Source organism: Corynebacterium sp. H128, assembly GCF_037482625.1.
Classification (GTDB): Bacteria; Actinomycetota; Actinomycetes; order Mycobacteriales; family Mycobacteriaceae; genus Corynebacterium.
Window position 1 is genome coordinate 248324 of sequence record NZ_JBBHKW010000003.1, and the last position, 15183, is coordinate 263506.

The following is a 15183-nucleotide window of genomic DNA, read 5'->3' on the forward strand; positions in this document are numbered from 1 at the left end:
GTCATTTTAGAATTGTTTTTGAGACAGCACCGCTTAGGCGGAATCTATGATTTTGAATATGCACCTCGCGTTTAGCCAGATCTTTGAGAAACCGGCTACTCCTGCTGCACAGGTTCTGTACCACGTTCGGCGTACACCGCATGTTGGTCGTGGCGAACTTGTAAAAGCAACAGGACTTTCTCAGCCGACGATTACGCGCGCGGTCACCGCCCTCACGAGCGCTGGCTTGGTTCGGGAACGCCGCGATCTGATCAACACTGAGCGGCCCGGAAGGCCGGTCGTCCCACTAGAGCTAGCTACCTGGCCCGCCGTGATGATCGGCGTGGCAATCGATAAAGATGATGCCCTCATCGGCTGCCACGACGCCCGTGGTCGCCTGCTGCGCGAAGTGGTGGTCAGCGAGTTCGCCAAGAACTACCAGTGCGAAGACGTCCTCGAATACATCATCGCCGCGATCTACCGCATCAAGGGCGACCTGCTCATGCCGCTGCGTAGCATCGCTTTGACGGCCTCCTCCCAACACTGGAATGATTTCTCCGCCATCCGCGAGCGCCTCGAGTTCGAATTCCACGTTCCCACCATCACCGGTAACACCGCAGCTGCCATCGCGCTGGCCGAAATCCAGCACGACGTAACCCAAGAGCAAGTGCTGGTGCTGTGCTCCGATTTCACCACCTCAGCGGCACTAATTACCGATACTGGCGTGTCCATTCCTTCGGAAAACCTCACCGCCGAGCAGTGGCTGACCTACGCCATTGAGGAACTACGCCCGCAGCAGATCGTCTTCTCTGGCTCCTATTTCACGGATCCGGAGAACCGCGAAACCATCCGCAAGCGCTTCAAAGCTGCCCACGGCGACAAGATCATTCTCCGTTTGACCCGCCCCGAGCTGGAATCCCGGCGCACCATTACCCATGCGCTTTCACTGTCCATCCTCAATGCGCACCCGCTGGATCTGGCGAAAGGCTAGCCTATTCGGTTCGCTTTTCGACGCCCGCTTTTCGACGCTACAAGCGACCATGCTCCTTAGATAACTCCACATAGCGCCCAGCGTGGGTGACAAACTCCTGGGTGTTGTCGCGTTTGATCTTCGCCGGGATACCCGCGGCAAGAGTGTTATCCGGAATTTCCTGCCCTTCCAGCACGACTGCGCCCGCAGCAATCAGGCAGCCCTCACCGATCTTTGACCTGCTCAGCAGACCCGACTTCATCCCAACCAGAGTGCCATTACCCACGGTAGTGCCGTGGACCAATGCCATGTGACCGATGGTGACGTCATCGCCGAGGATGCACGGCGCATCCCGGTCGACATGCAGCACGGAGCCATCTTGCACATTGGTCCGGGCACCGATGCGGATCTTGTTCACGTCCGCACGGATCACCACGTTGTACCAGATGCTGGCATCCGGCCCGATTTCCACATCACCGATGATCGTGGCATTCGGCGCCACGAACGCAGAAGGATGAATCTTGGGCGCTTTGCCGTTGAATTCCTTGATCATAGAACCGCCTTCAGCGTCTCGACGCCAGTAAAGTGATGCGCGATCAGCCCAAACTCTTCCGCAGCCGCCACATTGGCCTCATTATCGTCAAAGAAGTGCGTCTCCTCTGGCTTTGTCCCCAGCAATTCCAGGGCCTTGCGGTACGCCTCTGGGTCAGGCTTCTCGACCTTGATGTCACAAGACATCGCCACGCTATGAAAATCCCGGAGCCACGTGTGCCTTTCCTTCACCCTTTCGGCCAACCCCTCGGGAATATTGCTCAGCAATCCAACCCGATGCTGCTCACCAAGACTCGTGACCAAATCAACCATCTCCGGATCCGGCTCCAACCAGCCCGCATAATCCGCCTCGATAGCCTGTTGCACATCGAAGGCCTCCAACTGCAGCCGCTGCTTCACCTGCTCCCAATACTCCTCCGCAGTCACACGACCGGCATCGAAGTCCGGGCGCAAATCCCAATACACCGGCCACAGCTCCGGGCCCGAGCCAGTAGCATCCTCCAGCGCTTTCAGCGCCGACGGGCTTTGAGTTTTCAGCAGGACACCATAAAGGTCGAAGAGCAGATTCATGGCATCTAGGATACGGAGATTTTTCATTCGGAGGCGGGGTGGAGGTGTCAGCTGAGGCGAGGCCGAATTTCTCACACCGGAAGGTCGCGCAGCCCGAAAACTTCCATTCGGTGTGAGAAATTCGGCAGAATCAACCCATGGACTTCTTCGCCCGCCCTGCTGATGTCGTCGCTCCGCTGCTGCTCAATGCCGTCCTCACGCATGACGGTGTCAGCTTGCGAATCACGGAAGTTGAGGCGTATCTCGGCATCAACGATCCTGCTTCCCACGCTGCTCGCGGCCTCACCAATGCGAATGCCGCGCTGTTCGGGCCGCCGGGGCATCTCTACGTGTACCACTCTTATGGCATCCATAAGGCGGGCAATATTGTGGCGCATCCGCATGGCGAATCCGGCGGAGTCCTCATTCGCGCTGGCGAGATTGTCGCTGGTCAGGACGTCGCAAAGCAGCGGCGCGGCCAGGTTGCCCCGCACAAGCTGGCGTCGGGTCCGGGGAATGTCGGCAAGGCGCTCGGCCTGCTTATCGACGACAATTCCACGCCAATCTCCCTCAATTCTCGCGGCGCATTCAGCCTCGAACTCCCAGCTCAACCGGCGGAATTTGTTTCGGGGCCGCGAATTGGCATCACCAAGAATCCTGAGGCACCTTTGAGGTTTTGGATCCTCGGTGAGCGGACGGTCTCGGGCAGGAAAACCCCTATCTAAACGGCACTTCGCCGATCGTGCGTCGTAGTTTGCGGGTACGCAGCCGAGCCGGATCAGCGGCTAGCGCCTCCACGGCGTGCACGGCGCACATGACGTGAGCCTCCTTGGAGGAGGAGTAGAAGGCTTGCGCGGCGGCCGGCAACTTGGGAACGGCGTGGAGCGGCAGGTCAGAGACGGAAAGTAGGGTGCCGTAGGGGACGCGGTATCGGTAGCCGTTGGCCGCGAGAGCAGCGGATTCCATGTCCACTGCCACCGCGGTAGAGCCGCGGAGTTGCTTCCAGAGTCGCTTGGGGGTGTGCCATTCCCAGTTGCGGTCGTCGGTAGACAGTACGGTGCCGGTGCGCATGAGTTCGGCGTCGTCGCCGTAGATGGTTCGGACGGCGGATTCGAGGGCGCGCTGCACTTCGGGGATCGCGGGGATGGGGAGGTCGTTGGGCAAGTGCCCGGAGAGGATGTGGTCGCGGCGCTGGTAGGCGTTGCCGAGGATGAGGTCGCCGATGCGCATGCGGCCGTCGAGTCCAGCGCAATGGCCGATCATGATCCAGCATTCGGGGCGCAACACTGCGAGGCAGTCGGTGATGGTCTTGGCGTTGGAGGGGCCAACGCCAATGTTGATCATGGTGATGCCATCGCCGGCCTCGGTGACCAGGTCATAGCGTGGCATTTGTACGCCATCACGTGGTACCTCGAGCGAGGTGTAGCGGCCGCCGGCGGATTGACCGAAGCGCACAAACTCGGTGGTGTGCATGTTGTAGTTGGTGAAGAGGATGAATTTCTGTACCGATTCCACGGGGAGCCCGGTGTAGTGCTCGATGCGTTTGCAGGCAATGTCGAAGCGTTGGGCGGTGAAGTGGAACAGTGGCAGTTCTTCGCCGTGGAAGGCTCCCCATTCGCCGTCGATAATCGCGTCGTCAACAGCGTCGAGGGAGGGACGCGGCAGCTTCGATGCCGGTGAGCGTTCGATCGCGGGTGCATCGTCGATGTACTCGGGCGGGATCTGTTCCCCGGAAGCTCCGACGAAGATCTCGCACGGGTAATTGCTGCTGAGGCGCTCCAGCTGCTCCAATAAGTAGGAGCGGATCAGGGCAGGCCGGGAGAGAGTGGCGGCGTAGCGACCGGCACGATCCACATAGCCAAAAGGTTCAGTGCGGTCGATGGGGCGCCATTCAAGGACATCCACCACAAGCTTTGGGTAAACCACCTGTTCATAGCCATCTGCGGTGTCGCGTTGCAGCAGTTCCAGACCGAGATCAGTGGCGGCACCATAGAGCTCGATCAGCTTATCGACGGCCTCAGCCGGGCTTCCCATCTGTTCCATATTCGTCAGCCTATCTGTGAACAGGAAAGGCTGCAGCGACGGGAAACTGCCCGTATCCCAAGCCCGTATCCCAAGCCCTAGCCTCCGAACAGCTCCGCAGTTGTCACCGCTCCCCCGCTTTCTGCAAACTCAGCCCGCGCTGCCGCCAACAACGCAGGATCAGCAACGAGGTCCACCGCTACTTGCGCGAGCCCAACTGCAGCATCTTCCAAGGCCACCATCCCGTCTTCAGAGGCTGCTGCTTCCCGCAGCTCGGCGGTATGCAGGGCCACACCAACGGGCGCGATTTTCACCATCGGGTGGATTCCCGGCACGAGGTGGGACACATTACCGAAATCGGTGGAAGCAGCGAGCGTTGCGGGGATGACACCAGCTGGAATCGCGGTGCGTCCCCGCCGAGACTGCGTTAAAGCCCACCGGGACACCATGGCTTCGTTATTGCGCACGGGCAACGTTGCTGGATCGGGGTCCCAGTCCAACTCAACGGCCACCCCAGCCATGAGCGCAGCGCCTTCTAGGATTTCGGAGACGCGGGTGGAAAGCTCCAGCAGTGTTTCTGGGTAGAGCGAGCGCACGTTCAATAGCAGGGACGCAGCGTCTGGGATGATGGAGGGCCGCTCGCCGCCGGTCGGGATCACGGCATGCACACGATCTGAGGGCGGCATCTGTTGGCGCATCAGCCCGATGCCTTGGTAGGCCAAGGTGACGGCATCGAGGGCGTTGCGTCCCATGAATGGTTCGGAGGATGCGTGTGCCGAAACTCCGCGGAAGGTCGCATGCAGGGTGCGCCGGCCAACCCACACGTGGCTACCGATGTCATAGGAAAAGGGGTGGATCATTGCGGCGGCGTCGATGCCTGCGAGCATGCCGGAGCGGATCATTAGCTCCTTGCCGGCGCGCCCTTCTTCTGCCGGAGTGCCGAGCAGCACCAGCCGTCCCTGGAAGTCCGAATCCTGCAGTGCTGCCACCGCTCCGAGGAAGCCGCCAACTCCGGCGGTACCGATGAGGTTGTGCCCGCAGGCATGGCCGATGCCAGGAAGGGCATCGTATTCGCTGAGCAGCGCGATGGTGGGGTGCTCCGCCGGGTCGAATTCGGGGGTGCTCCACGTCGCCCGAAAGGCCGTTTCCAGCCCATGCGCTCCCAGCTCCACATCAAAATCGGATAGCAATGCGGCAAGGCGCTGCTGCGCGTAGGTTTCCTCGAAGGCAACCTCCGGCTGGGCATGGATGTCCCGCGCGGCGGATTCCAGGGCGGGCTTTAGCTTTGCGACGGCAGCAGCCGCCTGCTCCCACAGCGCAGCCTGCTCCGGATAGGCATCGAGGGCAGTCGGTGGTGGGGTCAGTTCTCCGATGGCGGTGTCCATCTGGTCATTGACGCGTGCGAGGTAAGCAGAAGAAACCACAGTGAAACCCTTTACTTTGCGATCATGATGTCCGCGCCCGGACCAAGTGGCAGGCCTGTCAGGTACCAGACAAACAGGATGAGTACCCAGGAAAGCCAGAACGGAACCACGAATGGCACTAGGCGGCTCATCAAAGTGCCGAGTCCTGCTTCCGGTTCGTAGCGGCGCAGCAGTCCAAGCACCACGATCATGTACGGATTGAGTGGCGTCATTACCTGGGTCGCGGAATCGCCAACGCGGAAGGCGGCCTGGATGAAGGCTGGTTCGTAGCCGAGCAGGGCAAACATTGGAACGAAGACGGCTGCCATGAGCGTCCACATCGCGGAGCCGGAGATGATCACCAGATTGAGGCAGGAGGCGAGGATGATGAAGGCGAGGATCGCCACGAATCCGGTGAGGTGCATGTTTTCTAGAAACGCCGCGCCTTTGACTGCAGTGAAGGTGCCGATGCCGGTCCAGGTAAATAGCGCCACGAACTGGCCGAGGATGAAGGCCAGGACTAGGAAGCTGGTCATGTCCTTCATCGCATAGCCCATCATCTCCACCATGTCAGAGGTGCTGCGAATATTGCCGACGATCCAGCCATACACCAAACCCAGGATCATAAAGTAGGCGAAGACCAGGAAGACAATGGAGTCCATCAGCGGGGACTTGGGCAAAAACTGGCCAGACTCGTTGCGCCACGGCGAGCTCGGTACCAGTACCGATGCAAGCACCAGCACCGTAAGCGCGAAACCTGCGATCAGGGACCACCACAATGCCTTGTTTTCCGTAGCGCTGAGCTGTGGGGAGAGTTCCTCACCGTTTTCGTCGCGGTCACCGCGTGTCTTAGCTTCCTCCGGGTCTACGGTCTCTTCCACTGGTACGCCCAGCTTGACCATGCGAGGCTCTAGAACTTTGTCCGTAATATAGCCGGAAACCAGACCCAGGATTAGGGCGGAGACGAAGTTGAAGTAGAAGTTAGACATCGGGTTTGTCTCGGTCGCCCCGGCATCCGGAATGGAGGTCATCACCGCATTGGTGATGCCAGCGAACAGTGCATCAAGACTAGTTGGGAAGAAGGAGGTGGAGTAGCCAGCTCCTACCGCGGCGAAGCCACCCAGCAAGCCCGCGACGGGGTGTCTACCTGCCGCTTTGAATACCATCGCCGCGAGTGGTGGAATAACCACCCAGGCAGAGTCAGCCATCACCGAGGCTGAAACACCGACGATGCCCACCGCATACGGCAGCGTCCAGCGCTTGGCGGAGGCAAATAGTTTACGAACCAAGGCGCTCAGCATGCCGGAGCGTTCAGCAACACCGACGGCCAGCAAGATTGGCAGCACCGTTAGCAGTGGCGGGAAGCCAATGTAGTTTTTGCCCAGGTTGGTGGTGAACCACGCCATTCCTTCGGAGGTAAACAGGCCTTTGATGCGAAGTTCTTCCGCGCCTGGCACCGCCACTTTCAGCCCCATCACTGCCATGATCGTGGACAGCACACCCGTGATCAAGAACAGGATAAGAAAGAGGGTGAAGGGCTCCGGCAGTTTGTTGCCCACCACTTCAATGCCGTTGAGCAGGCGGCCACCCAGGGACTCGCCGCTTTTCGACGTCCGGTTCTTCCTCCCCATCGCCTTCGCCATCGTCATGACTAGTGTCCTTTCCGCACTGTTCCAGCCGCCCCTTTGTGATCCAGGACATACTTTCGGCGAGATTAACAAGCGGAACCTCTCCACGGGAACACTGAGGCGAGATTGTTATCGGAAGGTAACTATCTCGGGATGATCAGCGGCACGCCCGTCTCCGGATGCTCAAGGCGCAAAATCGGTTGCCCATACACCTCGTGCACACGTTCCTCCGTCAGCACGACTTCCGGGGTGCCTTCTGCAACTATTTCCCCGGCTTTCATCATGATGATGCGATCGGCATAACGGGCCGCCAGGTTGAGATCGTGGAGCACTACAATCACCAAGGCCCCAGCTTCACGAGCAGCCCGTGCGCGCCCCAGGACTAGTTCCTGATGCCGTAGGTCTAAGGCTGCGGTAGGTTCATCTAGCAGCACGATGGGCGTGGTCTGGGCGTCGGTACGCGCAAAATTGCAGCGCGCAAATTCCCCGCCGGACAGGGTCATTGTGCTGCGGTCCCTGAGGTGACTGAGCTCAGAAGTTGTGATCGCGCGCTCAACTATTTCACTATCCAGGACCTCATCCAATGGGTACGGCAAACGCGCCATGTGGACGAGTTCGGCCACACTAAAACCGAACCGGGCCTCATTCGTCTGGAGCATTACCGCGCGCTTGCGGGCTAGCTCTTTAGTGTTCCAACTTTGCAGCGCACGTCCTTCCAGCAACACCTCGCCGCTATTAGCCGGATAGTCTCCTGCTAGCAAGCCCAGCAAAGTGGACTTTCCGGCACCATTGGGGCCCACGAGGGCAACCAGCTCCCCGGAGAAGAAGTCACAGTTCAGGTTGATGAGCAACCTATGTCCATCGACCTCGAAGCCAGCATCACGAACAGAAATGACGCCGTTCACCACGTGCCTCTCTTCTCGCGCAGGACTAAGAAAAGGAAGAAGGGGGCGCCGACCAGTGCAGTGAAGAGCCCGATCGGGATTTCGGTAGGAGGAGCGATAATCCGGCTGGCGGTGTCAGCGGCCACGAGCAGCGCTGCGCCAGCAATGGCTGAAGCTGGCAGCAGGGAGCGATGTAGTGGGCCGACTATGAAACGCAGAATGTGCGGCACCACCAAGCCCACGAATCCGATGCTGCCAGCAAAGGCCACCGCAGCTGCGGTCAACATCGCGGTAGCTAGGATCACCAGCAAGCGGGCCTTGGCTACGTTGAGCCCAAGGTGTTGCGCCTGCCGCTCCCCCAGCGTCAGCACATCTAATGCCCGAGAGAGGAACGCCATGCACGTCACCCCTACGAGGAATACTGGAAGCACCACAGTTACTTGTAGCCAAGTGACCTTGGATAAAGACCCCATCTGCCAAAAGACGAGCGTCTGCAGTTCGGAGTCGTTGGCAATGTAGGTGAAGAAGCCCACTACCGCCTGGCAGGAGGACCCGAGGGCAATGCCAACCAACAGCATCCGCGCGGTACCACGGTTGCGCTTCGGGCGCGCGAGAGCGTAGACCAAAAGCGTGATTGCTAGCCCAGCGAGGAAAGCTCCCATTGGAACCATCCATTGCGTGCCAAGCTTCTGGAATAGCCACGTGTTTTCGAAGGCAGCAGACAGCACAATCGCCCCCACAGCGCCGACGCTTGCCCCGCTAGTTACGCCCACGATTCCGGGATCAGCAAGTGGATTGTTGAACAGGCTTTGCAAAGCGGCGCCAGAGATTGCCAAGGCTGCCCCCACCATGGCGCCCATGATGACTCGCGGGACACGTAACATCCAGACGACGTTGATGTCACGGGTTGTCAGGTCCCCCGCATCAAGCACACCGAGCTTTAGCGCAAAGATTTGCCACACATCCAGGATCGGAATTCTCAGTGGACCCAAGGAAACTGCGAGGACTGCCAACAGTGTCAACGCAGCGCAACCGACTGCAAGAACTACAGATACAGATGCACGTCGTCCTGCCGAATCAGCATTAGCAGGGTTGGGGCTCTTCCGCAGCATTAGTTTCCAAACTCTGCAGCTAACGCTTCAGCAAGCGCGATAGCGCCGACGCCTAATTCCGGACTGGTGTAGCGCACTTGAGCATCCGGCATGACGATTACCCGCTGCTCCTTGCCCGCGGCGGTGTCTTTCAGTGTCGGAAACGCCGCCCACATTCCGTCTTCGCCACCCCACTTCTTCAGGTCAGATTCCGCAACCAGGATGATCTCTGGGTCTGCAGCGAGGATGCCCTCGTTGCTGAACTCGCGAGAGAACCCACGTAGCCCCGATTCCGCACCGACAGAAGTCAGTCCCATTTCTGTTACTAGTTCAACTCCGGGAGTACCTTTTCCTGCCACTGAGTTCTGCCCTCCAGCGCCGGTGGCGGTCACTTGAATCACCCGCTTTCCCGAGATGTTGCTGGACTTGACCTTGTTATCAGCTTGTTTAAGCTGCGCGGATATTTCCGTGGCTAGCTTTTGTCCTGCCTCCGCGGCCCCCACATACTCAGCGACGGCCTTGATCTTGTCCAGCTGCGGCTGCTGGTCATCAACAACCACAGCTCCCATAGCTACATCGCGGAACTGCTGGGCTACCGCACCATGCCGCTTGGTGTTATCCCCAATGAATAGGGTGCCATCAATGGCGAGCAATCCCTCGGCGCCAGAATCCTTGCTGAATTTGTAGTGTTGTTCTGCGCAGATGCCCTCGGGTGAAGTGGAATCCTCTGACGCAGCGTAGATCTTCTCAGACAGGCCGAGAGCACCGAGGGTCGCAGAGGTGCCGTCTCCCGCGGAGACAATTTTGCTAATGTCCGTTACCGCGACTTCAGCACCCGTACCGTCCTTGACGGTCACCGGCAGCTGCGATGCGGCTGTCACGCCCGAATGATCGGCTTCAGAGGCAACGTGGATCCACTGCTCATTCAAAATCAACCCTGTGGCAGCCTCCTGTCGCGCTTTGGCAATGCACGCGGCCCGTTCGGACACGCTCGCCGAAGGCGCGGCAGCATCACTGCCACGCTCCGCATTCGATGTGGTGCACGCCGTCAATGCAAGCAACGCAATTGTTGCGGGGAGGGAAAGCCATGAGCGGGATTGTGAACGCATAGGGTGTTGCCTTTCATAGGAGCGATGACTGGCTGCCATGTCCCATCGAGACAGGCGCGACTTATAGACATGCCGACTCGGTGGCGAGGAAATATGGTCGTGTGCCAGAAGTGTTAACTCTCTACATCAGAAATCTGCACGGCAGAAGCCCTGATGAGAGGGGAAGTCTTTTCCAAAAGACACCGTTAAGTTAGCATAGGCTAACCTTTGTTGTCTATGACTTTGCACCCCTTAGGAAGGACTCGCATGTCCACCGCCGCTCCACTTTCATGGCCGCCCCTCAACCCCAGCAATGCCGAAGCCCTGGAAGACGCATTAGTCACTCTCCTAGAAGCAGCGGCGCAAGACGGTAGCCTGACGGACAAGTGGGCACTACTCAGCGCTCAGGGCACGCCAATTATGCACCCAAAGTGCGGTGCCGCCACTTTCCTCTTTCGGGCCCCGTCCGGAGACACTGACATCAAGAACGTTCATCTGTCACTCAGCCGGCTCACGGATAAGGCGAACTTTGAACGGGGGCTTATGAAGAGAATCGCAACGACTGATTATTGGGTTCGCACCATCGATCTGCCGCCGACCTATCGCGGCTCCTATGGTTTCCAGCCACTTAGCGCGCAGCAGCTAGCCACGAGAGGACACATTCCACCACCCCACAATTCTTGCCGCACGCTGCCAGACCCCAATGCTCGCGAGCACCTCTTTTTAGACGGCAAACTCGGGGCGTCGATTATCGCCGGCACCGGCGCGCCACCCCAGCCAGCCTGGCCCGCGGCCCCGACCCCGGATGCCTTAACTCAGCTCCATGGCACCTTAATTAAGGACACGCTGCTAGACCACGCCGGCCAGCCGCTTCCCGTATACCTTTATCTGCCCGAGCAGCCCGAAAACGATGTCCCCTTATTAACCTTGTTTGATGGTGAAACCTGGTTTCCTCGGTTACAGCTCCCGGCAGCGCTGGAATCGAGCGCCAGCAAGATGCCTCCCATCGCAGTGTTTGGGGTGTGCAACTCCAGCACCGCACAACGCAAAGATCGGCTTGGCGCCAATCACGCCTTTTTGGACTTCATTAGCTCAGTAGGCACCACGTGGGCAGTTGAAATGGCACGCACTCACGGCGTACGCATTAATCGAGAAAACGGCAATATTTTGGCAGGGCAATCCCTTGGCGGACTGTCGTGCCTCTATATGGCCCGCTTCTTTCCGGAACGCTATTGCGCAATGATCGCCCAGTCACCGTCGCTGTGGTGGACCCCAGACGGCGCATCTAAGCCACGGGACCTTGAAATACCACGAAATGATTGGATCACTTCACAGTTTTGGAGCGCGCCACCCAACTCGACACTCCCCACTCTCCATCTCAGCGTAGGTGCCCGCGAGAACACTAGCGTTGCCAAGCTTCATGTCCTGCAGCTGACACTCAAGGCAGCGGGATGGCCCGTCGAACTGCACACTTACGACGGCGGGCACGACTTCGCTTGGTGGCGGGGCGCGCTTTTCGATCAGCTCCACCCCCTGATCGACGCCAACGCTTTTCGACGTCCGTCGCACCTCGTTCAAAGCTGAATGCTGCAAGCACAGGTACCCGAAATAGGATTGTTATAGGAGGACACCTTTCCCGGAATGGATGTAAGCCGATTCCATATGTACAACCTATTTAAAAAACAGCTCTTCACTTGGCATTTCGGCACGTTATCCTCCAGTCTGAGCTGAGGGCTCAGGCAACAGATCGCCGCCCGAAAAGGCGCAAGCATTGTTCCCAAAGTGACCACCGTGAAGGTTGTCGACATGGCAATTTTTGGTCAAGTATGCAATATTGATCACCATGACTTCTTTATCTCGACGTGCCCTCGCTACTTTTGCCCTGACCACCGGCATTGCAGCTGCTCCTGCAGTAGCTCACGCCGACCAGGTCGACCAGGCCCTGGCAGCACTGCCAGCAGGACAGATTTCCTGCGAGCAGGCCACCAAGTACTGGACCAACGAAGCTGACTACAACGACAAGGTCGCCAAGGCACAAATGCTTGCCATGGTTGACTCCCGTGGCCCACAGATTCAAGATGCCCTTGGCCGCATCGACGAAGCTGCAAACCGCTGTGGACTCAAGGGCGGCGGCGCACCTGCCCCGGCCCCGGCACCAGCACCAGAAGCTCCCGCACCAGCTCCTGCTGACAACGGCGGCGCACCAGCACCGCAGGCACCAGCTCCAGCTCCCGCACCTGCCGACAACGGTGGTGCACCAGCACCCGCCCCAGCACAGGCAGCTCCAGCTGGCGCTATCAATCTCGCAGCACCAGGAATGCCTTCCTACAATGTGCAGCTCCCAGGTGGCCAGTGGGTCACCCTGCCAAACCTTCAGCAGATCGTTGCAGACTTCCTAGCTAAGTACGGCATCCACATCTAAACCTGCCGAAACAAGCGTTAATCCCACTGCCATCGCAGTGGGATTTTTTATGTGTCTATCCGCAGTAGACCTGGACCGCTCTTGACAATCCCCTGCCGACCGGCCCTATGTCTTTCCATTTCAACTTGATCACGGTACTGTAAAGCTCGGCCGAAGTTTCGCGTGGAAAACCTTAGGTGGAATAGCTATGAATTCCACTTGCAATTCCCAGGACATAGGATAATCTAACCACTATGCACACTAGTCACATCAGTCACACACGTAACGTGTGGACGCGCGCTATCATCGCAACCATTGTCGCGATCACGCTCCTGTTCACTTTTACCCCAGCCGCAAAGGCTGCCAACCGTGACTGGCTGCGTCCAGGCTGTTCTTGGGCGGCCCAGGGCAACTGGATCCAGGCTTGTGAAGTGTGGTCCCCAGCCAACAATCGCAATATGCTGGTCTTCATCCAGGCTTCCAGCGCTGGTGGCGACGGTGGCCTTTATCTCCTTGATGGCGCACAGGTTGGCAAGCGTGACTCCAACTGGGCTTCCTACTCCACCGTTCCCGCTAACTATGCGGATGAAAACGTGACTCTGGTTATGCCGGCCGGCGGCGCAGGCGAGTTCTACTCCGACTGGGCCGCACCAGCTACCAGCAGCCTCTCATCCGGCCCTCAGCGTCCAATGTGGGAATCCTTCCTCGCATACGAGCTCCCAGGATACTTGCAGCAAAACTTCGGAGTATCGCCAAACCGCAATGCTATTGCAGGCGTTTCCATGGGCGCGATCCCAGCACTGACCCTGGCAGCGCACCACCCAGACCAGTTCCGTCAGGCGCATGCCCTTTCCGGTTTCATTGACCCGGCGATGGCTACCCACGTAGGCATGATCGCAGGCTTCAGCGTCGCCATGCTCATCAACGCTGGCGCGTTCATTTGGGATTGGTGGAGCTGGAACCCACTCGAAGCCAGCGCCCGCGCCCTACATGCAGATCCAGTAGCTAACGCAGGTAAGCTTCGCGACGGCGGTGTTGATGTGCACGTATGGTCCGGCAACTCTCACCCTGGCCCCGGCGAGTCCTACCCAGGCTCCCTTGGCCCAGATGCTATTTCAATCCATGGCGAGACGCTGATCAACATGTCCACCGACTCCTTTACCACCAAAGCGCGCAACCAGGGACTTAATGTCCATCGCCACTTCGGCAACGGACTACACACCTGGCAGCCATGGGGTCGCTACATGAGCGACCACAAGGGCGATGTCCTCTGGGCAATCGGCTAGAAACGGACCCCTACAAAGCCCCCATTACCCCCGTAATGGGGGCTTTGGCGTTAGAAAAGAGTTTTCTCAGCAAACCTTAAGGGTGAAAATATGCGCCCTGGAGATGTAACGCAGTTGAAACCAATTAACAGGCACTTTGTTCGCTCCTCTACAGTTTTATTCATATTTATGAATTCGTTATGCCTAAGAATCCGGCAAATGCATACCTGTACAGGGGCTTCACTCGCTAGAAAACCACCCCAGCGGGGAGACTTTAACCGGAATGTGTCATAAGATTCTTCCTGAAGGTTGCGACCACCGCAGCCGAAGGTGCAAGCAAAAGCACTCACATCCATACAAACTGTGAAGGATCACTTCATGCGTAAGTTCGTAAACGTCACCATCGCGGGCGCTACCGCCGTTGCACTAACCTTCGGCGCTACCTCCGTTGCAAACGCTGGCATCTCCTCTGAGGTTGGCGACCAGTGGGAAGCTGACCAGGACGCCGTCGGCACCGACATTTGGGGCTCTTCCAACAAGGACTCCGAAGATCTTCCTGAGTGGGCTGGCAACATGCGTGCCCTCACCTACGCTGGCATCGGCGCAGCAGTCTTCTCCATGCTGATCGCTCCTGCATACAACTTCCTGGCTTACAACAACATCCTCCCACTTCCTAAGTGGTAATCAACCCTTCTCTCTAACCCAACCCAGTCGGGTTGAAAGGAAAACAAAATGCGTAAGTTTAAGAACGCTGCAGTTGCATCCGTAGCTGCTGTTGCACTGACCCTGTCCGGCACCGCAGTTGCGACTGCTGAGCCAGTCCAAGAGGCTGAGCTCTCCACCACCTCTTCCGAGTGGGGCATCTGGCTCAATGGCGATCAGCCATCCAACGGCCAGGATGGATTCGGCGAGGAAGTTGACTCCGACGCTCCTGCATGGATGAAGTTCTGGAATGTCGGCTTGAAGACCCTCGCTGGCGGTGTCATCGGTGGCGCAATCCTCGCAGGCTTCAACTGGCTCAAGCACGAGGGCATCATCATCTAATTGATGACTAGTCAGTAGGATCGTATGTAGTGGGTTCCTTTTTGGGACCCACTTTTTACGTAATACAAGGAACCGCTGTACCGAAACACAATTCGGCACAGCGGTTCCTTTGACTGTCGGCACCCCCTAACGGCGGAAGTACTCCACAGTTCGACGCACCCCCTCCTCAATACCCACCTTCGGCTGCCACCCCAACACGTCCTTAGCCCGCTCGAAAGATAAGGCAGAGCGAGGAACGTCGCCAAGCCGCGCGGGCGCAAACTCCGGATCGTCAACCGCACCCGCAGCAGCTGCTACCAAAGAGTGC

Annotated in this window: 15 protein-coding genes and 1 pseudogene; 7 read left to right on the forward strand and 9 right to left on the reverse strand. The window is 58.5% G+C overall.

Annotated features, from left to right (window positions below; genetic code table 11):
• The first annotated feature begins 46 nt into the window (after positions 1-46).
• Positions 47-970: an ROK family transcriptional regulator gene (locus WG915_RS04605; protein WP_339564197.1), complete on the forward strand. Its 924-nt coding sequence runs from the start codon at positions 47-49 to the stop codon at positions 968-970.
• A gap of 37 nt (positions 971-1007) precedes the next feature.
• On the opposite strand, the gene WG915_RS04610 is transcribed toward WG915_RS04605, so the two are convergent.
• Together WG915_RS04610 and WG915_RS04615 are read right to left on the reverse strand one after the other, a co-directional pair.
• Positions 1008-1502 carry a gamma carbonic anhydrase family protein gene (locus tag WG915_RS04610; RefSeq protein WP_339564198.1) on the reverse strand — a complete coding sequence of 165 codons (495 nt, stop codon included), beginning with the start codon at positions 1500-1502 and terminating at the stop codon, positions 1008-1010.
• Complete coding sequence (locus WG915_RS04615) at positions 1499-2071, reverse strand: HAD family hydrolase (RefSeq protein WP_339564199.1); 573 nt, start codon at positions 2069-2071, stop codon at positions 1499-1501. The genes WG915_RS04610 and WG915_RS04615 overlap by 4 nt, the downstream gene beginning before the upstream one ends.
• A 137-nt stretch (positions 2072-2208) precedes the next feature.
• Between WG915_RS04615 and WG915_RS04620 the strand changes: the two genes are divergently transcribed.
• Positions 2209-2775 (forward strand): DNA-3-methyladenine glycosylase, encoded by a 567-nt coding sequence (locus tag WG915_RS04620; protein ID WP_339564200.1) that lies wholly within the window; start codon positions 2209-2211, stop codon positions 2773-2775.
• Here the strand turns inward: WG915_RS04620 and amn are convergent.
• The 6 genes from amn to WG915_RS04650 all read right to left on the reverse strand — a co-directional run bounded on the left by amn (position 2768) and on the right by WG915_RS04650 (position 10187).
• Positions 2768-4093 (reverse strand): AMP nucleosidase, encoded by a 1326-nt coding sequence (gene amn, locus WG915_RS04625; protein ID WP_339564201.1) that lies wholly within the window; start codon positions 4091-4093, stop codon positions 2768-2770. The genes WG915_RS04620 and amn overlap by 8 nt on opposite strands.
• 77 nt (positions 4094-4170) lie before the next feature.
• The gene (locus WG915_RS04630; protein ID WP_339564202.1) at positions 4171-5496 is read right to left on the reverse strand and encodes a M20 family metallopeptidase; all 1326 of its coding nucleotides are present in this window, start codon (positions 5494-5496) and stop codon (positions 4171-4173) included.
• A gap of 11 nt (positions 5497-5507) precedes the next feature.
• On the reverse strand, positions 5508-7118 hold the full coding sequence (locus tag WG915_RS04635; RefSeq protein WP_339564221.1) for an AbgT family transporter: 1611 nt from the start codon (positions 7116-7118) through the stop codon (positions 5508-5510).
• Between the two features lie 128 nt (positions 7119-7246).
• On the reverse strand, positions 7247-8011 hold the full coding sequence (locus WG915_RS04640; protein ID WP_339564203.1) for a heme ABC transporter ATP-binding protein: 765 nt from the start codon (positions 8009-8011) through the stop codon (positions 7247-7249).
• Positions 8005-9099 carry a FecCD family ABC transporter permease gene (locus tag WG915_RS04645; RefSeq protein ID WP_339564204.1) on the reverse strand — a complete coding sequence of 365 codons (1095 nt, stop codon included), beginning with the start codon at positions 9097-9099 and terminating at the stop codon, positions 8005-8007. Before WG915_RS04645 ends, WG915_RS04640 begins: the two co-directional genes overlap by 7 nt.
• Positions 9099-10187: an ABC transporter substrate-binding protein gene (locus WG915_RS04650; protein ID WP_339564205.1), complete on the reverse strand. Its 1089-nt coding sequence runs from the start codon at positions 10185-10187 to the stop codon at positions 9099-9101. Before WG915_RS04650 ends, WG915_RS04645 begins: the two co-directional genes overlap by 1 nt.
• A gap of 246 nt (positions 10188-10433) precedes the next feature.
• Between WG915_RS04650 and WG915_RS04655 the strand changes: the two genes are divergently transcribed.
• The 5 genes from WG915_RS04655 (at position 10434) to WG915_RS04675 (ending at position 14876) form a co-directional block, all read left to right on the forward strand.
• A complete protein-coding gene (locus tag WG915_RS04655; protein WP_339564206.1) occupies positions 10434-11750 on the forward strand; it encodes an alpha/beta hydrolase-fold protein in 1317 nt (438 codons plus the stop codon).
• A gap of 259 nt (positions 11751-12009) precedes the next feature.
• A complete protein-coding gene (locus WG915_RS04660; protein WP_339564207.1) occupies positions 12010-12588 on the forward strand; it encodes a hypothetical protein in 579 nt (192 codons plus the stop codon).
• 266 nt (positions 12589-12854) lie between these two features.
• The gene (locus WG915_RS04665) at positions 12855-13853 is read left to right on the forward strand and encodes an alpha/beta hydrolase (protein WP_339564208.1); all 999 of its coding nucleotides are present in this window, start codon (positions 12855-12857) and stop codon (positions 13851-13853) included.
• A 357-nt stretch (positions 13854-14210) separates the two neighbouring features.
• Positions 14211-14516, forward strand: coding sequence for a hypothetical protein (locus WG915_RS04670; protein ID WP_339564209.1), 306 nt, complete (start codon positions 14211-14213; stop codon positions 14514-14516).
• A 48-nt stretch (positions 14517-14564) separates the two neighbouring features.
• On the forward strand, positions 14565-14876 hold the full coding sequence (locus WG915_RS04675) for a hypothetical protein (protein WP_339564210.1): 312 nt from the start codon (positions 14565-14567) through the stop codon (positions 14874-14876).
• Positions 14877-15002: 126 nt separating this feature from the next.
• Here the strand turns inward: WG915_RS04675 and WG915_RS04680 are convergent.
• A pseudogene (locus WG915_RS04680) lies at positions 15003-15183 on the reverse strand (UDP-glucose 4-epimerase); the annotation flags it as partial.